This window comes from Cylindrospermopsis raciborskii Cr2010 (genome assembly GCF_003367075.2).
GTDB classification, from domain to species: Bacteria; Cyanobacteriota; Cyanobacteriia; order Cyanobacteriales; family Nostocaceae; genus Raphidiopsis; species Raphidiopsis raciborskii.
In genome coordinates, this window is record NZ_CP065936.1 from 567927 (window position 1) to 594793 (window position 26867).

Sequence of the window (26867 nt, forward strand, 5' to 3'; positions counted from 1 at the left end):
GTCAGCTGGCTGGTTTTCGATAAATCTTCAAGGAAAACATGCCATTTTCAAAGGCAAACTCCGGGTCTATACCCGTGCTTTCTCTAGCACTTTCAATAATCTTGAGTGTGCCCCCACCCCAGTTCTCAAACAAACCCATCATATAAAACACTCTGGCGATTAATTTATTACCAGGTCTGGATGGATGGTGCCGCTTGAGAGCGTCAATAGTAATAGTAGGCGTAAACAGTTGAGCAGGGTTGTAGAAAAGAATAAACGAGGGTCTGACTTCGATGGTGGATTTAACATCCATACGGTAATCTCGGTGGGCGATCAGATTGACCAACGCCTCCCGCAGCATCAACCTGGGGAATTCAAGAATTTCAACACCTTGTTGTTCGCCCTTCCCATAGGATTTCCTTATGCTACCCAAAAGGAAATCCATGGACTTGCCAAAGGTATCGAGTAAATTACCTGTGTACTCATGATTATTTGTCATCTCATCATAACCCGTATCTGTAGGAAAACTTGCAACCTTGACCTCATAATGGGTCAAAAAGAAGCGGGCGGGGTTTTTTCCAAAAAGAAGCACTGCTGCATTGCTAACTATGCCATTCTTGACTAGATCCAGCTTTTCCATAACCTGATCAACTGGTAGGTAGAGATTCTGATTGAAGTCACGCACAACATTGGCTGTTTCCATGAACCTTTGCACGCTTGTTTCATCTATATCTGCTAAAGTGGCACCAGGACAAGGCTGGAAATCAAAGCCATAACCGTTGGTTCTTTGCTGAAGCAGGATTCGGTACTGCTCCTGATCCAACTGCTGGGTGGTGGGGCCAATCCGGATATAGGGTCTACCATAGGCAACATGGGGTTTTAATGGGCTCTGCTCAATGCATACCCGAATACAAGATTTGCCTTCAATCTCCACTTTTTCCACTTGGGGATACAATTTGGGATCTGTGTTGAGCTTAATGGTATTAGCAATGTTTTTTAATGTGTCATTACTTACCATCTGTCCAACCACGGTTCCGTCATCGGATATACCAAAGTACAGTACGCCGCCTTTGTGATTAGCAAAAGCACATAGAGTCTGGGTGGCTTCTTTTAGTAGAGAGGTGGAGCGTTTAAATTCCAGTTCTTCCGATTCTCCAGATATGATTTCTTCTCTATAGTCAGTCATTTAGTAAAGTCCCTCAGTATTAATCATCTCCCGTAGGGAGTGCTTCGCAATCGCCCTAAAATTCCTGTGACTTTCGCAACCAATCCCTCCCCACTTGAATAGTAATGTCAGAACCAATATCACCAGTGCTTTCTACCCGTACCTCACCAAAACCCAAAACCTGACGAACAGACTCCGCACTGTTACTATCACCCTGTTGGGCCACAATATGGGTTGTTTCCAGCGGTTCCCCCGCACCACGAGAAACGCGACTAACATTCACATATCCAGCTTGTTGTAAAGTATTAATTAGACCCCTAACCGATTGTCCTTCTCCCGTGCTATCTTGAATAGCAATGCGTAATCTGGAAGGGTCAATGGTTTCCTGGGTATCCATCCATGATGCTCCCAAACCAAAGTTTTTCACCGCTAGTTTTTGAATGGCCTCTTGATCCGGTATCCAGTAACTTGCACCATATTTACCGTTTTCGCTGAATCCACCAGGAAGCATTAACATTTCTATATTAGACCTATTTGTTCCTGTGCCAAAACCCAGCAGGGCAATTAGCTCTTCAATAGATAGATTAGTGTCAATATGCTCCTTAATAGTTTCTAAAATCTGCGGAAATCTGGTCAGGGTTGCACCATTCACACTTTGTTCAAAAAGCGCCCTCAGTACCATTTGTTGTCGTTGAATTCTGCCAATGTCACCTAAAGCGTCATGGCGAAATCGCAATAATTGTAGTGCTTGGTCACCACTAAGATGTTGCTTACCTGCTTTTAAATTAATATATAAATGTTGGGAGTCATCCTGATATTTCATATCTTTGGGAACATAAACTGTTATCCCACCCAAAGCATCAATTAGTTTACCTACTCCTAAAACATTAATTCGGATATAACGATCAATAGCTACTCCACCTAAAAGATTACTAACGGTTTTAGCTGTTAATGCAGGTCCACCGTTCACATTAGCCGAGTTAATCTTCTTTGTGCCAACCCCTTCAATTTCGGCGCGGGTATCCCTTGGAATAGAAAGCATGACAATTTTTTTGGTCTGGGGGTCAAATTTGAGCAGGAGCATCACATCTGAAAGACCGTCAAAAGAGTTAAGTTGGGGTAAATAACCCAAATTCTTGGTGTGGTCAGGTGGGTTTTGTATGTCGGGGGGTAGTACGCTCATACCCATGACCAAAATATTCACAGGGCGAGTTAACTGAGAAAATTGCCAACCATTACCAGAAATGGGATTTCTGGCAAAAACCGAAGCCTGCTCTGGGGTGAGGTTGGCTTGCTGTAAGGGGGTGCTATCAGAAACAGCTAATAGGGCTCCAGCTAACCCCGATAGCACTGCAATTCCCCCCATTCCTATCACAAATAATAACCAGCGCCCGGATTTTGACCTCCTGGGTTTTTTATTTCTGGATTTACTTCTGACTGGTTTGTTACCCGCTGCTGATGTTCTTTGACTACTCACAGATTTCCTCACACTCATGGATAAAACAATGTACCTTTTTTCTTTATGTTATTAAATATATTAACTTCTACTTGATATGACCCCCGGTCTAAAGACACGGGGACTTACCACAAACCCAAAACAGGCCGTCTTGATTACTAAAAAGAACTTTCATGCCATTCTCCGGATTTATGAGCAATCCGGAAAGGTTGATGGTGGCCCCACAGTAATCAATGCAATTTGATTATATTGACGAGAGTATAACCTATTAAGTTTCTTAATAAATCCAATCTTTAGATGGACGTAGGTTGGGTTGAAGTATGAAACCCAACGCCACGGGTCTCCTTACTCGACCCATCCTACAAATAATTGTGCCTCCCTACTTACTTTAGGTAAATTCTTAGTTTCTTAGTTAGATATAGCTTTATTTAGGCTATACAAGGGGTTAATAGGTAAAAGCGAGGGGTTGGCAGTTGAACCACCTGGAATTGTCAAGGATACGGCAAATCGACTATGATAGTTACTTACCACCATAAGTGGGTGAGTGGAATTAAATATAAGATGAACGTAGGACGGGTTGAAGTATGAAACCCAACGCCCGCATGGGTTTCGTTCCTCAACCCATCCTAGAAATAATTTTGCCTCCCCACTTATTTTTGAATAATGGTTTTTAAGTCATAGGTTTTTCCTAATCTGTAACTTGTCTCCGGTCATCTTCATTTTTACCCCAATCAACCCAAAATGCACACGAGAAAGCTACTAGAATGGTGGCAAAGATTTACACCATTGTCCCGTATCGGGGCGATCGCTCTATTTGCTCCCCTATTGGTGATCAATGGTTGGGCTTTGTCCTCAATTTTCAATTATTTCCATTCATTGATAGTAATTTTGGTAGGAGCTTCAGTCCTGGCATTTTTGCTTAACTATCCACTTATCTGGATGGAAAAACAGGGTGCTAAAAGGGAACAAGTGGCCATACTAGTATTTTTGATAGCCTTATCAATTCTCCTAGCATTGGGTGTGACCCTATTTCCCTTAGCTTTGACCCAGGCTAGACAATTAGTAAACCGCTTACCAGAATGGATAGATTCCGGGCGATCGCAATTAATGATCTTAAATGAGAAAGCGGAGATGATGGGTTTACCAATCAATCTTGATGCCATTGTGGTGCAAATTAATGATCGTGTCAAGAGTCAACTACAGGCAATTACCGCTCAGGTTTTAAACTTAGCTGTGGTGACTGTGACCAGTCTATTAGACTTTCTGCTAACTATGGTTTTAACCTTTTATCTGTTGCAACATGGGGGTGAACTTTGGCAAAGCTTAGTAGAATGGTTACCGAGTAAATTTCGGGAACCATTTTCTCGAACAGTCCGATTGAGCTTCCAGAACTTTTTCATCACCCAACTGATTTTATCCACATGTATGGCCTCAGCCCTAATTCCCTCATTTTTGTGGTTAAAAGTTCCCTATGGACTGTTATTTGGTTTGACCATCGGGATTATGGCATTAATTCCCTTTGGTGGTTCCGTAGGTATTGCCATCACCACCCTATTAGTTTCCCTCCAGGATATTTCCATGGGGGTGAGGGTATTAGCAGCAGCTGTGATAGTTCAACAGATTTTGGAAAACATCCTCGCTCCCCGTATCCTAGGTAACTTTACTGGGCTAAATCCTGTATGGGTATTGATTTCAGTGCTTACTGGAGCCAGAGTTGGAGGTTTGTTAGGGGTAATAGTTGCTGTTCCCTTTGCGGTAGTAATTAAAACCATTATTGGAGTGATTCGTTCTCCCATGGTGATTGACCAGACAAATCAGCAGTTGGATGAGACAGGTGAGCAAGGTTTAGCACCTGTAGAAAATAACTTACCCATGACCAGCTTGGTTAATCATCCTCATATTCAGCCCAAGAATTAGGTGTTTCCGACACTGCTACCTTGAGTTTCACCCCCGTTGGCAAGCGTCTTTTAGTTTCATCATAAATATATTTAGCAATCATTTCCGCAGTTGTTTCGTACTCAGGTGGTAAAACCTCATTTAGCACACAGTGATCTAAACCTCCCTGGGTAACATCCTTTTTAGCCCAGCGTAAACTTTTAAAATCAGCCACCATAACGGGATGGGGACAGTATTCTGAGCTATGGAGTTGTGATGATGTGACCTCCATTTTCACTCTATAAGTGTGACCGTGCATTCTCCCACAGGGTCCTTTATAATCTTTGATGTAGTGGGCACTGTCAAATGTAAATTCCGTAGATAATTTCCATCTGGGCATTGATTTGGCTTCCTTATTTATTACAAAGTTTATTACAACGGGAAACTAAAGAATTAACTATAACAACGAGCTAGTAATTAAATGTATGAGTAGATCAAAAATTATCGCAATTCTTACAGGCGCAATTTCTATCCTTTTAGCTATAGCTTACCTAATTGTAGTCCAGATTCTGGACTATCGGGATATGAAACCCGCTCCCACGGGGGAATTAACAATGCCAATAGCTACTCAAATGAGGTTCAATAATGGGGGTAGTCAGAACCTCAAGCAAAAATCAATGTTTATCATTGGAGAAACCAATATATAGAGCTATAAGAATAAGTTACATAAGATATCGCATATTGATCTACCTGGGTAATTCCCTTTTGCCAAACATAACGGTAAACTGAATCTAACGATAACAAAAGATAAACTCGTATTGTTTTTAGCTTGAGATCATTAGGGATCAACGCCTTTTTGTCTTCTAAGAATAATACTGTCGGTAAATATAGAGGTTAAATACATGTCCCAATACTTGCTAGAAACCGTTTGGTTGGTTCCTGGCTATGCTTTATTAGGTGGTCTTTTGGCATTACCCTGGTCTCCGGGGATAATTAAACGCACAGGACCAAGACCAGCTGGTTATGTCAATTTAATAACAACATTTTTGGCCTTTTTACATTCAGCAATTGCTTTTACAGCCACTTGGAACCATCCAGCTAAAGAAGTCTTCATTCCATGGCTATCTACCGCTGGGTTAAACCTAACCATTAATCTGGAACTATCTTCAATTACGGTTGGTGCCCTAGTTGTAATCACCGGATTAAACTTTCTTGCCCAGGTTTATGCTGTGGGCTATATGGAAATGGACTGGGGATGGGGACGCTTTTACTCCCTGTTAGGATTTTTTGAAGCCGGGTTATGTGCATTAGTTCTGTGCAATAACCTATTCTTCAGTTACGTGGTTTTAGAAATCCTGACCCTGGGAACCTACCTATTAGTAGGTTTATGGTTTAGTCAACCCCTGGTGGTAACTGGTGCAAGAGATGCTTTCTTAACCAAACGGGTAGGTGACCTATTCCTGTTGATGGGAGTTCTAGGACTATGGACATTAGCAGGAACTTGGGATTACCAAGATCTAGCCACCTGGGCACAGACAGCTAAAGTAGACCCCACCATTATCACCTTAGTTTGTTTAGCTCTAATCGCTGGACCCATGGGTAAATGCGCTCAGTTCCCCCTTCACCTATGGTTAGACGAAGCTATGGAAGGACCTATTCCCAGTACCATACTCCGGAACTCCGTAGTAGTTGCCAGTGGAGCTTGGGTTCTAATCCAACTCCAACCCGTATTTAGCTTATCACCAATAGCTTCCACCACCATGATTGCCATTGGTGCAGTTACAGCAGTGGGTGGTTCCCTAATTGCGATCGCTCAAATTGACATTAAACGTTGTTTATCCTATTCAGTTAGTACCTATATGGGACTAGTTTTTATTGCAGTAGGTACTCAGCAAGACGAAGCTGCCTTACTACTAGTCCTCACCCATGCTTTATCCGCAGCATTATTAGTAATGAGTACGGGGGGAATAGTTTGGAATAGCGTTACCCAAGATGTAACTCAACTGGGTGGTTTATGGTCACGGCGTCCAATTTCCGGTTTAGCATTCATTGTCGGAACTTTAGGTTTAATAGCTTTTCCTCCCCTGGGTAGTTTTTGGGCCCTTCTGAAATTGGCCGATGGGATATGGGCAAATCACCCTTGGTTAGTGGGAATTATTATTGCAGTAAACGCCCTAACAGCTTTTAGTTTAACCAGAGAATTTGGTTTAATATTTGGTGGTAAACCCAAACAAATGAGTGAACGTTCACCAGAAGCCATTTGGTTGATGGTTTTACCCATGATGGTATTATTTGGTCTGGTTTTACATTTACCACTAATCTTGCAAAGTTTATCCTTACTACCCAGTTGGACCGCATTACAAAAAGATGTGGCACTGCTGTTAATTTGGTCTAGCATTTTTGGTGTCAGTATTAGTGCTGTCATTTACTTGGGTAACATTCCCAAACCAATTGCCTTACCCTGGAAAGGCCTACAGAACCTGTTAGCTTATGACTTTTACACCCCCAAACTCTATAAAGTTACCATCATTTTTGGAGTTGCCCAGCTTTCTAAACTAGCTGACATTGTAGATAGATTTGTGGTTGATGGGATAGTGAATTTCGTGGGTTTATTCTCCCTTTTAGGAGGAGAAAGTTTGAAGTACAGCAACAGTGGACAAACCCAATTTTATGCCTTCACCGTCTTAGTTGGTGTTGCTGTTTTAGGAGCTTGGGCAACCTGGCCTTTTTGGAGTGTTCAATTTATGAATCTAGTTTTTTAAAAACCCGGATGACCAGTTTATAACCCATTTTTTAAACTCATATCCTACCCATCATTAAACTATGTTGAGCGTTTTAATTTGGTTACCCATCATTGGTGCTGCCATTATCAGTATCCTACCCGATACAATCATCCCTAAAAATAGGGTTCGACTAGTATCGTTAACTATTGCGTTTCTAGTTCTGCTATGGAACGCATTTATCCTGCTGAAATTCGACATCACCAATCCGGGAATGCAGTTTTCAGAATATCTACCTTGGAATGAAACCTTGGGTCTAGCTTATCAACTAGGTGTTGATGGACTATCAATCCTCATGTTGATATTGAACAGCTTGTTAACCTGGATTGCAATCTATAGCAGTAGCGAAAATACCGAACGTCCTAAACTTTTCTACTCCCTGGTTTTATTAGTTTCCGGTGGAGTTGCTGGTGCATTCCTAGCTCAAAACCTATTACTGTTCTTCCTGTTCTACGAACTGGAACTAATTCCCTTTTACCTATTAATTTCTATATGGGGGGGTAACAAACGAGCTTATGCTGGAATGAAATTCCTGATTTACACAGCAGTATCAGGAGCGTTAATTTTAGCCACCTTCTTAGGAATAGTCTGGTTAAGTGGTTCCCACAGTTTTACCCTAGATGCTGTGAAGACTCAAAACCTTTCTACAACCATGCAGATAGTTTTATTAGCAGGCATAATTTTAGGTTTTGGCATTAAAATTCCCCTAATTCCCTTTCACACCTGGTTACCAGATGCTTACGTGGAAGCATCTGCTCCCATTGCTATTTTACTGGGTGGAATCCTAGCGAAATTGGGAACCTACGGACTGTTAAGATTTGGATTTGGCTTATTTCCCCAAGCATGGAATGTGGTAGCACCCACATTAGCAATATGGGGAGCTATTAGCGCCATTTATGGAGCAGTAGTAGCCATTTCTCAAAAAGATATCAAGCGGATGGTAGCTTATAGTTCCATCGGTCACATGGGTTATATTTTGCTTGCAGCTGCTTCTGGGACTAAACTAGCTTTAGTGGGTGCGGTGGCACAAATGTTTAGTCATGGTCTAATATTAGCCATTCTCTTCCATTTAGTAGGAATTATCGAAGCGAAAGTTGGTACTAGAGAACTAGATAAACTGAATGGTTTGATGAGTCCAATTCGGGGACTACCCATTGTCAGTGCATTACTTGTTCTAGGGGGTATGGCCAGCGCTGGTATTCCTGGTTTAACGGGGTTTATTGCGGAGTTTATTGTTTTCCAAGGAAGTTTTTCTAGCTTCCCCATACCCACACTCCTATGTGTTGCATCCTCTGGTTTAACAGCGGTTTACTTTGTGATTCTACTCAACCGCACCTGTTTTGGTAAACTTAATAATGATCTTGCCTATTATCCCAAAGTAGTATGGGCAGAAAAAATACCTGCTCTAGTACTAGCTGGACTAATTATCTTTTTAGGAGTGCAACCAACTTGGTTAGTGCGTTGGAATGAAACTACAACTTCTGCCATGGTAGGTGCCATTCCCACAGCGGGGAAAATCATTATTTCCCAAGTAGAAACAAATCAGCATCAGCAGTAAACTAAACACTAATAATCCAGTTAAATCCAATTAACCAACATGGTACAAACAGTCCCCAAACCCACCAGTAAACTACCACCATCAACCCATGAATTTGCGGATATCATTCATCGGTTAGAAGCTGGTGGTTCCATGCTACCAGATACACCAGAAAACCTCATGCAAATCATTGGCATTTATAAAGCATACGCTGTGCCAATGGACTTCTATTGGAGAGATTTGCTATACATTGGTGAAAGAGTCTTTTTAAATCCCCTTCCTGCTTTTAAATACTTCCTACCGCAAGAATACTTAGACCTACATAATCATTATGCTGGAGACGATGCGGATTTAAGAATTTGGCGAGGTGAAGCGACAGCACATCCGGAACTTTTGGCATTCATGGAAAAGGGTGAAACCGGGAAAATACCCAAACTATTCCACCATTTACTCCATGACAGAATCAACATGGAATTTGCGGAAGCTTGTATGCAAGCCATGCTTTGGCATCGTAAAATGTATGCTCCCGTAAACCAATTTGATGCCTATTTAGACTCAGAAGAATATAAAGCTAATGCTGACCAAGCCATCAAAGCCTACTTTCGGAAAAACCTCCCCATGTTGGCACTTTATAAACTGTTCCCAGACATGTTTTTAGAACAGTGTCGGATGATGTCTTACTATGCCAACTTAGGACTGTTTTGGGAAGTAATGGCACCCGTATTTTTTGAAATGTCAGATATTTATGATGAAGGGGGTTTCTCCGGTGTTCCCGATGCCATGAATTTTCTGATAAATGGCATTTTTGCCATTGCTGGTCGTCCCATTTATCATCATGTTTACGTTGATGGCAAATGTTATGAAGTTATCCCCAAATCCAAAGGTTTCACTTGGTTATATGAAGGAGCTCTACCCTATGTAGAAGCTGTGTTTTACCGCACTGCACCATTTAGAGGAACAAAATCATATAACGCTCAAGCTGGACAAGTGCCAAATGACCAAAAAGACTTTCACTATGGTATTCTCTATGCTGATGTATTCCCCGTAGGAACTGCGGGTATTCCCCCCACCTTGCTGATGCAGGATATGCTGCATTTCCTCCCCCCCTACTTGGTAGATTACTATAAACAACATTGTCGAGGTGAGGATGATATGTTGATTCAGTTGGGAATTACCTTCCAGCGTTCCATGTACAATGTCACATCTGCTGTAATTCAAGCATTGAGAACAGCTCTTTTATATCCACTGGATGACACCAACCCTCGTCACTTGCAGGCAAATCGAGACTTCTTTGAATCCCAACTAAACCGTTTTACCCGTGTCGAATATGGAATGCGAGATGCAGCTAAATTGCGAAGCATTCAGAGTCCGAACTACAGATGAGAATAAAACACCGGGAATTGATTCCCGGTCTAAAAGCGACTGGTTTTGTCCTGAGTAATCGTAAGTTGGGTTGAGGTACGAAACCCAACAAACCAACAGGATATATATAAATGCGATTGCTAAGCACTCCCTACGGGAGCTCCCTAGGGGATTAACCATAATTGTTTAAATTAACCCCTACCTGAAGACTGTCTGTTTGGGACACCCGGAATCAATTCCCGGTCTAAAAGCGACTGGTTTTGTCCTGAGTAATCGTAGGTTGGATTGAGGCACGAAACCCAACAAACCAACAGGATATATATAAATGCGATTGCGAAGCACTCCCTACGGGAGCTCGCAAAACACTCTCTATGGGAGCTCCCCAGGGGATTAACCATAATTGTTTAAATTAACCCCTACCTGGAGACTGTCTGTTGGGGAGACCGGGAATCAATTCCCAGTCTAAAACCGACTGGTTTTGTCGTGGGTAATCGTAAGTTGGGTTGATTAAACTCAACACCCCTAGACAAACCATGTTATATTAAACTAAACCGATTGAGTCAGTACCAAAGTGAATGGGAGGTATAGACATGGTGAGGCAAATTCCATCAAAAACTCAACTGCGGGTGATAAAATCTAACATTAGTCAGGGTGTGGAGACGCCTGAAATTGTCTACCCAGAAAGTGATAATAAACCTATGGCGGATAACACTAGACAATTTACATGGATTGTCAAAATTAAGGAAAATTTAGAAATACTATTTAAGTCCAATGCGGATGTGTTTGTGGCTGGGGACTTATTTTGGTATCCAGTGGAGGGTAGTAACAAAATTAAACTGGCCCCTGACACCATGGTAGTGTTTGGGAGACCCAAGGGGTACCGGGGGTCTTATCGACAGTGGGAAGAGAATAATATTCCCCCCCAGGTGGTGTTTGAAATTTTATCTCCTGGTAATAATAATACTGAGATGGACAGAAAAAAGCTCTTTTATCTGGAACATGGAGTGGAGGAGTATTATGTGTATAACCCAGACAAGACTAGTCTAGAAGTATCTATTAGGGAAAATAACTCATTTAAGGAAATTGAGAATTTTACCACTTGGACCAGTCCAAGATTGAAAATAAGATTTGACATGACCCAAGATGAATTAGTCATCTATTATCCAGATGGGAGTAAGTTTCTTAATCCTGTAGAATTGAGTAATTATGCAGAACAAGAAACTCAACGTGCAGAACGTGAAAAATTGCTTAAAGAGCAGGAAACTCAGCGTGCAGAACGTGAAAAACTTCTCAAAGAACAAGAAACTCAACGTGCAGAACGTGAAAAACTTCTCAAAGAACAAGAAACTCAGCGTGCAGAACGTGAAAGACTTCTCAAAGAGCAGGAACAAATAAAGTATCAAACATTGCTATCACAATTAAAAGCTAAGGGTATTGATATTACTGCACTCGAATAAACTATTACCTGCACCAGAATACCCTTGGGGGTTTTTAAAAACTGGAGTTTATACTAAAGAGAAGAGCGATTGCGAAGCACTCCCTACGGGATCTCGCCATTATGTCCTAATCTTGATGGCTACAGCTATAATTGCCAGTTATGTGAACTTTCCATTCCGTCAGGACTTTACCGTTTTCAGTATTATTAATCACTAAAAATATGTTGAATATTCCCCAATTAGTCGCTCTTGAATTAGGACTTAAAGTCAACCAGGTACAAAACGCCTTGGATCTCTTAGCTGAGGGTGCAACTATTCCCTTTATTGCACGTTATCGTAAGGAACTTACCCAAGAAATGACGGAAGTACAACTACGAGATTTATCCGATAGATATACATATTTGACAGAACTAGAAGAGAGAAAACGGGCAGTTTTAAGCGCCATATCAGAACAAGGTAAACTCACGGACAAACTGGAAGAGAAAATCAGCTCCTGTTTACAGAAAACGGAATTAGAGGATTTATACTTACCCTACAAACCAAAGCGTCGCACTCGTGCTACTATTGCTCGAGAAAAAGGTCTGGAATCCTTAGCAGCATTTATTAAATCATTAAATGTAAAAAATGGTACATCCATTTCCCTGGATTCAGTAGCAAGTAAATATGTTGCCCAGGAAAAAGGTGTGAATACCAGTGAAGAGGCGTTAAAAGGCGCTAGTGATATTTTAGCGGAAGAAATAGCTGACAAGGCTCATTTAAGAGCCTATATCAGGGAATATGTGTTGGAAACGGGTGTGATTATTTCCCGAATCAAAGAGGAATATGCGGAAGGGACAACTAAATTTGAAATGTACCGTAACTATCAGGTAAAGGTCAAAAATGTTGCTCCCCATAATATGTTAGCTTTAAGTAGGGGAGAAGCGGAAAAACTCTTAGTCTTTGACATTGGTTTTGACCAAGATTTTCTACTTGCTTATTTGGAATCTCAGGAAATTCACACCCGAACACAAAATATCAGACAGTTCTACCAAGCTATGTTAAAGGATGCTTTTAACCGCTTGATGAAAACTTCGTTAATTAATGAAGTAATTAGTGAAAAGAAAACCTATTCTGATGTTGAATCTATTAAAACCTTTGAAGCAAATCTGAGGGAGTTGTTATTGTCTGCACCCGCAGGGATGAAACCCACCTTGGCCATAGATCCAGGGTTTAGAACGGGTTGTAAGACAGCGATTTTAGATCCGACGGGTAAATTCCTAGAATATCAAGCTGTTTTTCCTCACCAGGGAGGGGAACAGAGGCAAAAAGCGGTTCAGACGGTAAAAAAGCTCATAGAAAAGTATGAGATTCAACTAATAGCAATTGGCAATGGCACAGCATCTCGCGAAACGGATGAATTTATCACCGAGGTTTTAAGAGATTGCCACTCCAAACCAATTAAGGTTATGGTGAATGAGTCTGGTGCATCTATATATTCAGCTAGTGAAGTAGCTAGAAAGGAATTTCCTGATTTAGATATAACTGTCAGAGGTGCAATTAGTATTGGGAGAAGATTGCAAGATCCCCTGGCTGAATTAGTAAAAATTGACCCCAAATCCATTGGGGTGGGACAATATCAGCATGATGTGGATCAAAAACTCCTGAAAAAGAAATTACATGAAACCGTTGAAAGTTGTGTCAATTATGTGGGAGTAGATTTGAATACTGCTTCTAAAGAACTGTTGACATTTGTTTCTGGAATTAACCCTACAGTTGCTAATAATATTATCACCTATCGCAATCAATATGGGGCATTTAAAAATCGTCAACAACTGTTGAAAGTGCCAAAACTTGGTCCGAAAGCATTTGAACAGTCAGCAGGGTTTTTAAAAATTAGAAATGGGGAAAATCCCCTGGATAATACTGCAGTTCATCCGGAAAGTTATCCCCTGGTAGAAAAGATAGCAGGGGATTTACAAGTACCATTAAATCAAGTTACCCAAATAGCAGAACGGTTGAAAAAAACTGGCATCAAAAAATACCTGACTGATGCCATCGGAGAGCCTACTTTGCGAGATATTCTCAGGGAACTGGAAAAACCAGGAAGAGATCCTCGTGCGGAATTTAAATATGCCACCTTCCGGGAGGGAATTAAGGAAATTAGGGACTTAACCGTGGGTATGGAATTGGAAGGAATTATTACTAATGTGGCTAATTTTGGTGCTTTTGTTGATATTGGAGTTCATCAGGATGGATTGGTTCACATATCCCAATTAGCAGATAGATTTGTGGAGGATCCCAAAACCATCGTTAAGGTGGGACAGTTGGTAAGGGTGAGGGTGCTGGAGGTGAATGAAAAGTTAAAACGTATTAGTTTATCTATGAGAAAGCCTAATTAAGCTCCCATGCCTGAATACTGCTTTAACCCTAAGCGCCATAGTAGGCGATTGGCTATCCAAAATATGCACAACCAAGCTAAAATGGATAAAAATCCCCTGGTTAAATCTACGGGTAGACCTACTAAAATGCTTGCGGGAAAATGAATTAGGTAGGGAAATGGTGTCCATAGGGCGAAGTTTTTAACCGCTGGGGGAAAAACCTCTAAGGGTGCAATCATACCTGATAGAAACAGAAATAATAAGAACCAAAAGTTTTCTAGGGATGTAGCTCTTTCAGTCCAAAAGGCTAACATTCCTAGAGTGTACTGGATGAGGAACCTCAATGCAAAAGATAGGAATGCAGCTAGGATAAACCAAAAAAAGTTGGTAAAACTGGGGATCCAGAAAGCTTGGGGGTAAAATGCGAAGAATATGCCCACAATTGCCACAATAAATGGCATTCTGGCAAATCTTTCACTAATGTGACCAGCAAGATGATGAAATACCGGGTCTAAGGGTTGTAATAATCGATTGGAAAGTTTCCCCTCGACTACTTCTCTTTCAAAATCATAAATTACCCAAACAACCGTTAGTTGTCTAAATAGAAATACTGCAAAAAAATAGCGGGTAAAGTCAAGTGGACTTAAACCAAAGTTTCCCCCCTGTGCTGCTTTATTCCACACACCCATAATTATTATGGGTAGGGAACCAGATAAAACCCATAATAGTAGTTCTGAGCGATATTCTAGCATGTAGGCGTAATACACTGTGAGGAAGATGTGGGCCTTCCTGAAAAAATACTTCATCTTTATTTACTTACGGTGGGTTGGTGATATAAGAACGGACTGGAAAACTTTACCTATTACTTCTTCTACTGGTGGTTCGGTGACAGTTAAATCTACCACGTCTAAATCTGCTAATATTTGTCCTACGGTGCGGGTTAAACCTTCCCTTTGCACGAGTAAACTAACTCTTCTACCTTCTAGATGTTCTACCTCTCCATAGTAAGTAAGTTTTTCAATAGGTAGTGACTGGGACAATTCTATATAGATTTGACGATAGGGGGCAAATTTCTGTATTAATTCTTCCAGTCTGCCATCATACATCAGTTCGCCTTGGTGAATTACTAACACTCTTTCACAAAGAGCTGTGATATCCGCCATGTAGTGACTTGTTAATAATATGGTAGATTGATAAAGTTGGTTATATTCTCTTAAGAAGTCTCTTACGTTAACTTGGGCGTTAATATCCAGTCCCAGAGTTGGTTCATCTAAAAACAGAACCTGGGGACGGTGTAAAAGAGCGGCTAAAATTTCTGCCTTCATTCTTTCACCTAGAGAAAGTTTCCTGACTGGTTGGTTTAGTTTGCTACCTAGGGAAAGCATTTCTGTCAGTTCACCAACTCGCTGCTGAAATTCTCTATTGGATATATTATATACTGCAGCATTGATTTTTAGGGAATCTATGGCTGGTAAATCCCATAATAATTGCTGCTTTTGTCCCATAACTAGGGTAATTCTTTGCAAAAATGCTTCCTGACGACGAAAAGGACTGAATCCCCCCACTTTTAGTGATCCGCTGGAAGGATGAATTAGACCAGTCAGCATTTTTAAGGTCGTGGTTTTACCCGCACCATTGGGCCCCAAAAACCCCACTATTTCTCCAGGTTCTATGGTGAAGGTTACATCTTTAACAGCTTGAATGTGACGATATTGACGATTGAAGAAGTGGTTTATTGTACCAACAAACCCAGGTTGTTTAATGGCAACTGAATACGATTTGCTAAGATTTTGAGCTTGGATAATCGACATAAAAATATTACAATATGTGCTGAAACGTCAAGCCTTCGCCTACAAAAGATCCGTAAATCGAGGATCACTCTGTAGTTTCTTTAACACCTGTTTAATTTCCTGAGTTCGATCTTTGTCAACTATTAGGGTAACATTGCGATCGCGCACAATCACCAAATTTTCTAAACCGATAGTGACCACTAAATCGTTGGGATCGGAAGCATAAATAATAGTTCCTTGGGTATGGAGACCGACATGGGTAGCTAATTCTACATTTTGATCTTCCTGGGTTTTGAGTAGACGTTCAATGGCATTCCAGTCCCCCAGATCATCCCAGCCAAATTCTACTGGTAAGACATAAGCCAAATTAGTCTTTTCCATGAGGGCATAATCTATACTTTGCTTAGGCAAAGAAGGGTAAATCCCAGGTCCATGTTCTGCTAAAGGGATGACAATTTCTGGAGTATGGGTGTGTAATTCTTGTAGTATGACTCCAGCGCGAAATACAAACATGCCACTATTCCAGCTAAAACGTCCTGTAGATAAAAAATGTTCAGCTGTTTCTCGGTTGGGCTTTTCAGTAAACCGGTTGACGTGATAGACTGGTAAATTATTAAATTTACCAACCCTTTCACCCTGTTCAATATACCCATAAGCAGTGGATGGAAAACTAGGCTTAATCCCCAAAGTGACGATCGCTTGTGTGCTGGTTGCTAATTGGGTAGCAGCACTGAGAGTGTTTTCAAACGCCTCTTGGTCAGCAATCCAGTGATCAGCAGGGAAAAATCCAATCACAGTGTCATCCCCATGACGCTTCTGGATTTCCAAACTTGCCCAGGCGATCGCAGCTGCTGTATCCCTACCCTCTAATTCAACTAACAGGTTTGAGGGTAACAGGTTGGGCAATTGCTGTTCTACACCCTGAGATATTTGGCTGGAAGTGATTACCCACAGATTATCCCAACCTCCAGAGACATTTAGCAGTCGCTTGGCTGTGGATTGCAGTAAACTTTGGGAACTACCATCCAGATTTAAGAACTGTTTAGGTTTGTCTTTGCGACTTAGGGGCCAAAAGCGCTCGCCCTTACCACCAGCCAAAATAACGGGGATCATGGAACTAGTCATGTTGTTTTCAGAAAATGGGAACTACTGTAAAACAATATTAAGTCTATATTTATTATTCATCCCATTTGGGATAATCTTGACTGAATCCATCTGGCCAGTGGGGAATTATTGAATAAAAAATCTAGTAGTCTACATTAATTTCAGATCAAGGTTGGTTTGGTTGTTCAACTGGTTTCCTTGCAAGCCTAATTTTCCCTGCACTATCTGAATTATAACCTGCGATACCAGAAATTTGTGGCTTAATATGAACGTACTCTTATGAAAAAGTGATTAAGTGGGGAGGCAATTGTGATTAAACAAGTTCAGTGGTTAGAAAATCAGCTTGCAATTCAACAAGTGACTGCTTTAGAACATGAGGGACAACTGGAGCAATTTATGTCAGTTGAAACTCAGACTGTGTCAAATCCGGTATTGAGAGCGGAGGTAACTGCAGGGGGTGTAAATAGTCAACGAACAGTCGCTGAACTAATGGGATCAATGCCATATCAGATTTCTGACAAATTAGGATTAAGTATGCCTCGTTGGCTATTGTGGGTATTAACCTTTTCTATAAGCATCACCTTATCAGGGCTATTCATGTCAGCAGTTGCTTTATGGACTCCCCTATGGAGTAACTTAGAGAAAGCAGAAGATGACGGATTTACACCAAGTAATAGAGATACTTTAAAAGTATCGGATGGTTTATGGAATAAACTTTCCCTTTATCAACTATCCAAACCCATGAACATTTTAGTGATGGGTGTTGAACCGATTAAAGGCACCCTAGATGGTTCACCAGAAAGTTTTGCCGGTAGCAGTGACACCATGTTACTAGTGCGGTTAAACCCTAGTGATAAATCAATAAGGGTGCTTTCCATTCCCAAGGGGACAATGGTGTCCTTACCAGAAGATGGACTCAGCAAGATATCAGAAGCTAATACCAAGGGTGGTCCGGTATTAGCTGCACGGGTAATCAGTCGCACTTTTAGTAACGCTCCCATAGATAGGTATATTCGTATTTCCACGAGTGGTTTACGAGAACTGGTGGATCAGTTGGGGGGAGTAGATATATTTGTACCCCAGTCTATGAGCTCTCAGGAGCAAACTGGTGGAACACCAACAAATTTAGTGAGTGGGTGGCAAACCCTCAACGGTGAACAGGCGGAATTATTTGCTCGTTTTCGGGAATCTAGTCTGGGAGATATAGCCAGGGTGCAACGACAACAAGCTCTGATTGGTGGTCTGGTTCAACGCCTAAATAATCCTGTCGTTCTACCTCGGTTACCCCAACTTACTCGTATGATGCGCAAGTATTTTGACACCAATTTGAGAATGGAAGAGATGATGGCCTTGGCCAATTTTGCCGTCAATGTGGAACGGGATAATTTTCAAATGACCATGCTTCCTGGTACCTTTAGTAAGTTCAGTAAAGATCCAGAAAGTTACTGGTTGAATCTCACCGGACAACAAAGTTTGTTAAAAAATTATGTTGGGGTGGATATTTATCAAGTCAAATCAGACTCTCGTTCAGTTTCTCAGCTAAAAATTGCCATTCAAAATGCCAGCAGTCAACCTCAAGTAACTGCAAAAGTTATCAACCAACTCAAGTCCAAGGGTTTTGCTAATATTTACACTGTTCCCGATTGGGCTGAAAACCAACGCCAAACCCAGATCTTTGTTCGCAGAGGAACTCGACAACCAGGAGTAGAGCTACAGACAATATTGGGTAGGGGTCAAATTGAAGTTTCCGCTCAAGGAGATTTAGATGCAGATCTCACCATTCGCATTGGTGAAGATTGGAAATAGATTAGAAATGAAAGGCGAAATTTGAGGCCACCATCAATATTCCCCGTACCATCAGGTCGGGGAGTATATCAAAAAGCATGTTTAATTCCTAGGAAAGGTCTGAATGTATTTAACTACAGCTGGGTGAAATTTAGATAGTTTCTAACCAGTCATAGATCTGCTCTAACTGGTCTAGAGTTATTAGTCCATATTGCCACAGGATCATGGTTAGGGATCCAGTATCTTGCTCAGGGTGACGCAGAGCGACAGCTAGGGAAGCTGCTGAAATCGCTAAATCTTCCTGCAGGAAATTGATCAGACGGGTGTATCTCGATTGTACCATTTCTATCTCACCTCCCGGGGGTAAAGCATATTATCTTATATCGTTTCTTTTTTTTTAGTTACCTAAAGACAGTATTTAATGTGTCACCTGAGCGGTTTGAATACCTCAATTTTGACCCTATCTCCTATTTTGAGACCCAGTTCCCGGGCCCGTTCAGCTCTTAATTCAACCACTTGGTCTATTAGCACTCTTGGACCGTAGGTAGGACAGGGTTCATTTTTGCAGGGGGGGGCGGTCTTGATATATTGAACCACGCCTCTGTTAATAAATACCATGTCTAATGACACTGGTACATTCTTCATCCAAAATCCTACTGGTTGGGGTGAGGGAAATGCAAACAACATACCCCGGTTATCTGGTAAAGCTGGACGATACATTAACCCCATCATCTGCTGTTCTGGTGTTTTTGCAACTTCCAAATCAATTTTTTTGCCATTGGCAATGGTCATTTGAGCGGAAACTGGCAAGTATTGACCTTTAGTGTTTGACTGGGGTAACTGAGCATTTAAGGTGGTATTGAGTTGGGCCGAACTCGGAGCAGAACAGCTGGCGAGTAAAATACTCAACAGTAAATAACATATTATAAGACAGTGTAACATAAGTTATGAAATATCTCATCCATGTCTAAATATCTAAGATATACCCAACTAATATCTAATGGTTAGTCGACAATTAATTTTCCAACTCCTCAATGTTTTTCATGGTCTGTTGATATAATCCCCTGTTACCCTCTTGGTCAAAAATAGTTGCTGCTTTTTGCAAGTCTTGTAAAGCACGACGTTTATCTCCAGAAGAGGCAAAAGCATTACCACGATTATTATAAGCAGGAGCAAACTGTGGATTTAACCGAATGGCTTGATTATAATCAGCGATCGCTTTTGATGTATTTCCCAGACTAGAATAGGCATTACCGCGATTATTATAAGCAACGGAATAATTTTGGTCAATGCGAATAGCTTGAGTATAATCTTCTAGAGCTGCATTTTTGTTTCCTTGAGCAGCATGGGAATTGCCTCTATTATTGAAAGCCTCGGCATAGTTAGGCGATAAACGAATAGCTTCGTTATAATCTTCTATAGCACCTTTTTGGTCTCCTAAAAAAGCACGAGCATTACCCCTATAGTTGTAAGTTTCTGGGTCATTAGGATTAATTTGCAGAGACTGATTATAATCATTAATTGCTCTTTCTTTATTATTTAAGTCAAAATAAGCTAAACCACGAGCCTTAAATGCAGGTGCATAGTCAGAATTTAAACTGATAGACTTACTATAAGCAGCAATAGCAGCTTGAAAATTGCCTCTCGAGTGCTGATTTTGTCCCTGAAGATAAAATGCTCCTGCACCAGAGGTTTTACGGGTGGGACGTTTAGGGGGATTGACCCCTATTTCAGTTACCAAAAGATCCTGATTGCGATTACAAGAAACGCATAAAATTCCAGTTAACCCAGTAAAGACTAATATTGTGAATATTTTGCCTAGCACTTGCTTATTATGTGTCAATAACTGCCATTTCATAAGTTTCTATTAATGACTTTCATATCCTCAAGGGAATTAAGTAGGGAGGCACAATTATTTGTAGGATGGGTCGAGTAACGAGATCCATGCGGGTGTTGGGTTTCATACTTCAACCCAACCTACGTTCATCTTATATTTAATTCCACCCACTCACTTACTTTCTCCTAAATTTAACCAAATAATTGATGGTTTTAATGTATAAACAGTTTCATTCCTAATGTGGCACAATGTTCAATTGATCTGTTATACTGGGAGCAGATGGCAAAAACAGGATTAAACCCCAAGCCATAATGAGTAAACTCATATCACAGCTTACCAATCATACTAACTATGCTAGAAAAAAACCTGATGAAATTACCGGGTGAGTCTCAAACTCCCAGATTTCTACAGAGAATCAACTGGGTTTTTAATCCCGTGCAACTAATGGAAAAATCTGCCCAGGCCTACGGGGATTTTTTTACACTCAAATTATCCAGTCAAGAACCAATAGTATTTATTAGCATTTAAGCCTGGTTGATAATATCAAGGTTAAACCTCTCAGGAGAGGTGTTACCCTAGCTCCTTCTGCTGGTAAATGGTTGGTAGCAACTGGAAAAGCTAATTTATCTACCAATATTGGGCACGAATCTTAAATATGTACCCCCTAAACCTTCTACAATGCTGCGAGTATTTGCATCCATCATTTTTTGATAGGTTTCTCCATCACTACCTGGTTCACCCAATCCATCAATATAAAGTGGTCGAGGAAAAATTTTCACTTTTGTTTTTTTGGCAATTGGCGCAAGTAACATCAAATTAACTGCTCTATCAGCAAAAATTATTGGTGCTTGGGTTGTTTTAATATATTCAGCTAGACTTTTAGCTTTTTTAGCTGTTAATTTATCTTCATTGCTGATATCTGGTAAGGTTCCTTTATAATCTAACCCATAGGCCTTGACGTAATAAATCATCGCCCCATGGGTGGTCAGCAATTTCCGTTTTTTGTCAGGAATGGTGGAAAGAGTAGATTTAATCCACTGGTTTAATTCTTTTAATTCTCGGGTCAGTTGGCGGGTATTACTATTATATCTCTGTTGATTTTCCGGTGATATTTTGCCTAATTGAAAATTCACTACTTCTACCATTTTGATGGCATTTCTCACATCATGCCAAATATGTGGTTCGTTAATAATTTTGCCATTTTGGTGCAGTTTTTGTGGTTGTTTCACAGCACGTTGACCAACTGATATTTTGGCTATGTTTTTTCGACTATTTTTGAAGGACTTAATTAGGTTAGGCTCAAAATTATAACCGTGATATAAAATCAGATCTGCTTTTTTGATGGCTTTGATATCTTCCGGTGTTGGCTGATATATAGGAGGTTCCAAACCAGGAGGAACTAAACAAATTAGATTGATACTTTCTTTGGCTATTTGGTTAGTAATATCGCAGAGTATGGTTGTAGTAACTACAACTTGGGGTAGATTTTGACTGATCTTTTGATTCTGGTGATCTTGAGTATAGTTATTATTTAGATTCCTATGATTACAACCTAAAATTGCTAGTATTATTGGTAGGCCAATTGGTAAACAAATATTGCAAAACTTACAATTTAACAACTTATTCATCACAATTATTTTAAGTAGGGAGGCACGATTATTTATAGGATGGGTTAGCGGTAGGGTAAACCATTACGTTCATGTTTAATTCCACTCACCTACTTATCCTATTTATCTTTACATAGTTTGGTCTTTTAACGCCAACTTACTTAGTCTATAACTTCACACTGGGAATTATTAGATGACCAAATAATTAATTCCCCTTGGTCTCCACCCGCTGCCAAAAATTTGCCTTGGGGTTCCCAAGCTAGGGTAGAAAAACCTTCAGTTACACCTGACAAAATTTCCCATACTTGAAAATTTTCATCCCATAAACACAACCAACCATCAGCACCAGCAGAAGCAAGTACTAACTCATTATTTGGCAATCTATAATTTAAGGACTGGGGTGGGTGGGCGATCGCAGTTACAATGTCGAAGTGATTAGTCAAAATTGTTGACTCCCAACCTACAGATTCATCAACAGATTTATGCCACATTACTACACCTTCTACACTGGCACAAGCTAAGATGGGATCTCCTGTATCACTTGTTCTATTAGACCAAGCCAATTGACGAATTTTGCCAGGAAAACCACGCATTAGCCAGGGATCGGGATTTTCCCACTCTAATACTGCGATACTACGATCCATATTTGCTGAAGCCAAATATTTACCGTCACTGGACCATGCCACACCCGTACTGACTGTATCCGTATACAGTATATAAGGTTCCTCATCCCAATTTTCCCTATTCCAAACCTTAACTCCTTTATAACCGCTAATAGCCAAATACTTTCCATCCTGACGCCAATCAATTCCTAAAATTGATGAGTTTTCAAAGTTGAGGGTGACCACCAGTTCCCGCGCATCCACATCCCACACTTGAACATAACGACCTAAACTAAAAGCTAATAGATTATTGGTATGGTTCCAAGCCAACTTATCAATCCAAGCTGGAGCGTTTGCTAGGGTTTGAATTAACTCTTTGTCCTTCCAGATTTTTACGTTTCCATCCTGACCACCTACAGCCAAATACTGGTCATCAGCTGAGAAACCTCCACAGTCTAGGGATTTACCTGTGGAAGTTTGGAGATTGGTAATTGTTTGGTTTTCCCAAATGATTACCTCTCCTGATGCGGAGGTGACGGCCAGCTTGTGACCGGATTTAGACCAGTTTAAGGATGTTACATATTCTGTTAGCTTTTCTGAATAATGGGTGGTGAATTTTTGCGGTTTGTTAGTGGTGAAGTTCATATATGGGAAATATGGAAATTGGGAATATCAATTCTGTTGATGATCTTGGGAGCGATTATAGCATACAGGATAAAAAATCTTGTTTTAATTTTGTCCCATCTAGGTTCCTTCCGATAAAAACTAGTTGATTTTTTCTCGGTTCACTATATTTCCAGGGTCTATCTGGTCTACCATCAAATATCATGTGTACCCCCTGAAAGACAAAACGCTCCTCTTCACCAGCAATATTTAAAATGCCCTTCATGCGAAAAATATCTTGCCCTTGATTGCGCAATAATTGCCCTAACCAAACATTTAATTTCTCCCCATCTAAGGCACCTGATTCTACTAAAGCTACTGAACCTACGCTATTATCATGTTCATGAGTATCTTCACCTAAAAAATTGGGATCTATTTCCAATGCTCTGGCTAAATCAAAGGCTCTCACACCTAATAAGGCATCCATGGATAGTTGGGAATTCTGGGTATGGTAAATTTTAGCCATGGCGTTCATGGCACGAATTCGCTTTTCTAATTCCTCCAAAGTTTCTGGGGAAACTAAATCGGTTTTGTTTAACAAAATTACATCGGCAAAGGCTATTTGCTCCTGAGCTTCATCCGCTTCCCAATGTTGACAAATGTGTTTGGCATCCACAACTGTTACTACCGCATCTAATGATAGTTGATTTTGCATGTCCTCATCTACAAAGAAGGTCTGAATTACAGGCGCAGGATCTGCTAATCCGGTGGTTTCAATCACTAAATGGTCGAACTTATCCCGCCGTTTCATTAAGTTACCAATGATCCGAATTAAATCCCCACGTACTGTACAGCAAATACAGCCGTTGTTCATTTCAAAGATTTCTTCGTCCGCATCAATCACTAGTTGATTATCAATGCCCACTTCCCCAAATTCATTGATGATTACAGCTACTTTTTTACCGTGCTCGTAGGTGAGAATGTGATTCAGTAGGGTGGTTTTTCCTGCCCCTAAATAGCCTGTTAAAACGGTTACAGGTATGGTAGTCGAGATTTCTGAACCTATCATAATTTATCCATTTATCCCCAGTTTTTGATAATCATTCTTTTTTTTAACATAAGTTTTGGCAGTTGGGAGCCTTATTTTCTGGGAGGAATCACTTAATTTGTTTGAAGTTTTGTAAAGTTTAGCAACAATTTGCTCATAGTTGTTGCAGGAGTTGAGATGAAGGTGGTATGCTCACCGGGTGAATGGTAAGTTAAATGTTAAAGAAATATTTAGAGAACTAGAATCTTGTACTAACTTTTGTAAAATCTCGGATACTAAGTAGTTGGTCAGTTCCTATGTCTTATCCGTTATACGTCGCTTTTATCTGGCATCAACATCAACCACTGTATAAGTCACCCGCTAATAACCACTATCGTTTGCCCTGGGTGAGGTTACATGGCACAAAGGACTATTTAGATTTAATCCTATTACTGGAAAAATATCCTAAATTGCACCAAACGGTAAATTTGGTCCCGTCTCTAATTCTCCAGTTGGAAGATTATATTAAGGGTGATGCTTTTGACCCCTATCTGACGGCCAGTTTGACCCCTGTGGAAAATTTGACCATAGAACAGAAAGAATTCATTATCCAACACTTTTTTGATGCTAATCACCACACTTTAATTGACCCCCATCCCCGTTATGGACAGTTATACCACCAAAGACAGGAAAAAGGACAGAACTGGTGTTTGTCAAATTGGGAATCGGCGGATTACGGCGATTTATTGGCTTGGCATAATTTGGCTTGGATTGATCCCCTATTTTGGGATGACCCGGAAATTTCAGCTTGGTTAAAACAGGGACGGGATTTTACTTTGGGCGATCGCCAAAGGATCTATTCTAAACAGAAACAAATACTAAGTCGCATTATTCCTCAACATCGGAAAATGCAGGAAACCGGACAGTTGGAGGTGACTACTACTCCCTATACCCATCCCATATTACCCCTATTAGCAGATACTAATGCTGGAAGGGTGGCGGTTGGAAATATGACATTGCCCAATTCTCGGTTTAACTGGGCCGAAGATATTCCTCGTCATTTACAAAAAGCCTGGGATTTCTACCAAGAAAGATTTGGAAGGGTGCCAAGGGGTTTATGGCCTTCGGAGCAGTCCGTTAGTCCGGAGATTTTGCCCTATGTGATAAAACAAGGATTCAAGTGGATTTGCTCGGATGAAGCGGTTTTGGGTTGGACTACAAGACATTTTTTCCATCGGGATGGAGCGGGAAATGTCCAGGAACCGGAACTACTATATCGTCCCTATAGATTACAAACTCCCGAAGGTGAGGTGTCTATTGTTTTTCGGGATCATAGATTATCGGATTTAATCGGGTTTACCTATAGTTCTATGCAACCTAGGCAAGCGGTTGCCAACTTGGTTGGACATTTAGAGGCAATTTCTAGACAGCAAAGAGAGAGGTCAACTGAACAACCCTGGTTGGTCACTATTGCTTTGGATGGGGAGAATTGCTGGGAATTCTACCCGGAAGATGGCAAACCCTTTTTAGAAACTCTATATCAAACCCTAAGTCACGAACCTAATATTCAACTAGTAACGGTTTCTGAATTTTTAGACAAGTATCCTCCTACAGCGACTATTAATGGAGACAGGTTACATAGTGGTTCATGGGTAGATGGTAGTTTTACCACTTGGATAGGAGATCCGGTAAAAAACCGAGCTTGGGATTATCTTGTTCAAGCTAGACAAACTTTGGCCAGACACCCGGAAGCTACGGAAGAAAATAATCCCGCCGCATGGGAGGCTTTATATGCTGCTGAGGGATCGGACTGGTTTTGGTGGTTTGGTGAAGGACATTCATCAAATCAAGATGCCATATTTGACCAGTTATTTAGAGAGCATCTTTATGGCATTTATAAAGCACTAAATGAACCCATACCTGCTTATTTAAATTCGCCCCTAGAACTGCATGAAGTGAAAGCGGACCGTCGCCCAGAAAGTTTTATTCATCCAGTTATTGATGGTAATGGGGATGAGCAAGATTGGGACAAGGCTGGTAGGGTAGAAGTGGGTGGTGCTAGAGGAACAATGCACCAAAGTAGTCTAATCCAGCGTCTTTGGTATGGGGTAGATCACCTCAACTTCTATTTGCGAGTGGACTTTAAAAATGGACTTACTCCAGGAAAGGAATTGCCACCGGAATTAAATTTACTGTGGTACTATCCAGACAGACCAATGGTGAACAGTTCCATACCTCTAGCGGAGGTTCCGGATATGGCTCCGGTTAATTATTTGTTCCACCATCACCTAGAAATTAATTTGATTTCCCAAGCAGTTCAATTTCGGGAAGCTGTAGAGAATTATCAATGGTTACCCCGTGCTAGTCGCGCTCAGGTGGCTTTAAATACCTGTTTGGAGGTAGCAGTGCCATGGGTAGATTTACAGATTCCTCCTGATTATCCTCTGCGGTTAATTTTGGTTTTGGCTGATGATGGCTGTTTTCATAGTTATTTACCAGAAAACGCCCTGATTCCTATCGAGGTTCCCTAAAATCTCTAAAATCTATTCATCAAAAACGGTGGGG

The 26867-nt window shown here is 40.8% G+C and carries 22 protein-coding genes; 10 read left to right on the plus strand and 12 right to left on the minus strand.

The genetic code is table 11. The annotated features are described in order from the left end of the window. Position 1: 1 nt before the first annotated feature. Positions 2-1165 (minus strand): RNA-binding domain-containing protein, encoded by a 1164-nt coding sequence (locus C6N34_RS02590; RefSeq protein WP_057176915.1) that lies wholly within the window; start codon positions 1163-1165, stop codon positions 2-4. Positions 1166-1220: 55 nt separating this feature from the next. Next, a complete protein-coding gene (locus tag C6N34_RS02595) occupies positions 1221-2621 on the minus strand; it encodes an LCP family protein (RefSeq protein ID WP_057176914.1) in 1401 nt (466 codons plus the stop codon). Positions 2622-3341: 720 nt separating this feature from the next. On the opposite strand from C6N34_RS02595, the gene C6N34_RS02600 reads away from it, so the two are divergent. Continuing rightward, a complete protein-coding gene (locus tag C6N34_RS02600) occupies positions 3342-4517 on the plus strand; it encodes an AI-2E family transporter (RefSeq protein ID WP_050784622.1) in 1176 nt (391 codons plus the stop codon). Here C6N34_RS02600 and C6N34_RS02605 read toward each other — a convergent pair. Next, positions 4486-4875, minus strand: coding sequence for a 6-pyruvoyl trahydropterin synthase family protein (locus C6N34_RS02605; protein ID WP_006277380.1), 390 nt, complete (start codon positions 4873-4875; stop codon positions 4486-4488). The two genes, C6N34_RS02600 and C6N34_RS02605, sit on opposite strands and share 32 nt — an antisense overlap. An 85-nt stretch (positions 4876-4960) precedes the next feature. Here C6N34_RS02605 and C6N34_RS02610 point away from each other — a divergent pair, with 85 nt between their 5' ends. The 6 genes from C6N34_RS02610 (at position 4961) to C6N34_RS02635 (ending at position 13968) form a co-directional block, all read left to right on the plus strand. Next, entirely contained in the window at positions 4961-5182 is a 222-nt protein-coding gene (locus C6N34_RS02610) for a hypothetical protein (RefSeq protein ID WP_057176913.1), read from the plus strand. A 195-nt stretch (positions 5183-5377) separates the two neighbouring features. Then, on the plus strand, positions 5378-7237 hold the full coding sequence (locus C6N34_RS02615) for an NAD(P)H-quinone oxidoreductase subunit F (protein ID WP_115538440.1): 1860 nt from the start codon (positions 5378-5380) through the stop codon (positions 7235-7237). A 61-nt stretch (positions 7238-7298) separates the two neighbouring features. Then, the gene (locus tag C6N34_RS02620) at positions 7299-8813 is read left to right on the plus strand and encodes an NADH-quinone oxidoreductase subunit M (RefSeq protein ID WP_115538441.1); all 1515 of its coding nucleotides are present in this window, start codon (positions 7299-7301) and stop codon (positions 8811-8813) included. Between the two features lie 39 nt (positions 8814-8852). After that, positions 8853-10175: a CO2 hydration protein gene (locus tag C6N34_RS02625; RefSeq protein WP_115538442.1), complete on the plus strand. Its 1323-nt coding sequence runs from the start codon at positions 8853-8855 to the stop codon at positions 10173-10175. 569 nt (positions 10176-10744) lie between these two features. After that, on the plus strand, positions 10745-11611 hold the full coding sequence (locus tag C6N34_RS02630; protein ID WP_236107363.1) for a Uma2 family endonuclease: 867 nt from the start codon (positions 10745-10747) through the stop codon (positions 11609-11611). A 200-nt stretch (positions 11612-11811) separates the two neighbouring features. Further along, positions 11812-13968 carry a Tex family protein gene (locus C6N34_RS02635; protein WP_115538444.1) on the plus strand — a complete coding sequence of 719 codons (2157 nt, stop codon included), beginning with the start codon at positions 11812-11814 and terminating at the stop codon, positions 13966-13968. Here C6N34_RS02635 and C6N34_RS02640 read toward each other — a convergent pair. From C6N34_RS02640 to C6N34_RS02650, 3 genes are read right to left on the minus strand one after another with little or no spacing between them, the layout of a single operon-like run. After that, positions 13965-14753, minus strand: coding sequence for an ABC transporter permease (locus C6N34_RS02640; protein WP_071242578.1), 789 nt, complete (start codon positions 14751-14753; stop codon positions 13965-13967). The genes C6N34_RS02635 and C6N34_RS02640 overlap by 4 nt on opposite strands. 6 nt (positions 14754-14759) lie before the next feature. Further along, on the minus strand, positions 14760-15758 hold the full coding sequence (locus C6N34_RS02645; protein WP_115538445.1) for an ABC transporter ATP-binding protein: 999 nt from the start codon (positions 15756-15758) through the stop codon (positions 14760-14762). 39 nt (positions 15759-15797) lie between these two features. Then, positions 15798-16862, minus strand: coding sequence for a mannose-1-phosphate guanylyltransferase (locus tag C6N34_RS02650; protein ID WP_006276504.1), 1065 nt, complete (start codon positions 16860-16862; stop codon positions 15798-15800). A gap of 288 nt (positions 16863-17150) precedes the next feature. Here C6N34_RS02650 and C6N34_RS02655 point away from each other — a divergent pair, with 288 nt between their 5' ends. After that, positions 17151-18647 carry an LCP family protein gene (locus C6N34_RS02655; protein WP_057177996.1) on the plus strand — a complete coding sequence of 499 codons (1497 nt, stop codon included), beginning with the start codon at positions 17151-17153 and terminating at the stop codon, positions 18645-18647. Between the two features lie 130 nt (positions 18648-18777). Here the strand turns inward: C6N34_RS02655 and C6N34_RS02660 are convergent, their stop codons facing one another. The 3 genes from C6N34_RS02660 to C6N34_RS02670 form a co-directional block, all read right to left on the minus strand. Beyond that, on the minus strand, positions 18778-18969 hold the full coding sequence (locus tag C6N34_RS02660; RefSeq protein ID WP_006276502.1) for a DUF2949 domain-containing protein: 192 nt from the start codon (positions 18967-18969) through the stop codon (positions 18778-18780). A gap of 83 nt (positions 18970-19052) precedes the next feature. Next, positions 19053-19568 (minus strand): DUF192 domain-containing protein, encoded by a 516-nt coding sequence (locus tag C6N34_RS02665; protein WP_057177997.1) that lies wholly within the window; start codon positions 19566-19568, stop codon positions 19053-19055. Between the two features lie 73 nt (positions 19569-19641). Beyond that, complete coding sequence (locus tag C6N34_RS02670) at positions 19642-20484, minus strand: tetratricopeptide repeat protein (protein WP_115538446.1); 843 nt, start codon at positions 20482-20484, stop codon at positions 19642-19644. 330 nt (positions 20485-20814) lie between these two features. Between C6N34_RS02670 and C6N34_RS02675 the strand changes: the two genes are divergently transcribed. Beyond that, complete coding sequence (locus tag C6N34_RS02675; RefSeq protein WP_161808591.1) at positions 20815-20991, plus strand: hypothetical protein; 177 nt, start codon at positions 20815-20817, stop codon at positions 20989-20991. A gap of 95 nt (positions 20992-21086) precedes the next feature. Here C6N34_RS02675 and C6N34_RS02680 read toward each other — a convergent pair whose 3' ends face one another. The 3 genes from C6N34_RS02680 to C6N34_RS02690 all read right to left on the minus strand — a co-directional run bounded on the left by C6N34_RS02680 (position 21087) and on the right by C6N34_RS02690 (position 24344). After that, positions 21087-22091, minus strand: a complete 1005-nt coding sequence (locus tag C6N34_RS02680) for a metal ABC transporter solute-binding protein, Zn/Mn family (RefSeq protein ID WP_115538447.1) — start codon at positions 22089-22091, stop codon at positions 21087-21089. Positions 22092-22231: 140 nt separating this feature from the next. Next, a complete protein-coding gene (locus C6N34_RS02685; protein WP_115538448.1) occupies positions 22232-23317 on the minus strand; it encodes a WD40 repeat domain-containing protein in 1086 nt (361 codons plus the stop codon). A 55-nt stretch (positions 23318-23372) separates the two neighbouring features. Beyond that, positions 23373-24344 carry a CobW family GTP-binding protein gene (locus C6N34_RS02690; protein ID WP_006277608.1) on the minus strand — a complete coding sequence of 324 codons (972 nt, stop codon included), beginning with the start codon at positions 24342-24344 and terminating at the stop codon, positions 23373-23375. Positions 24345-24619: 275 nt separating this feature from the next. Here C6N34_RS02690 and C6N34_RS02695 point away from each other — a divergent pair, with 275 nt between their 5' ends. After that, positions 24620-26833, plus strand: coding sequence for a glycoside hydrolase (locus C6N34_RS02695; RefSeq protein WP_057178001.1), 2214 nt, complete (start codon positions 24620-24622; stop codon positions 26831-26833). Positions 26834-26867: the final 34 nt, after the last annotated feature.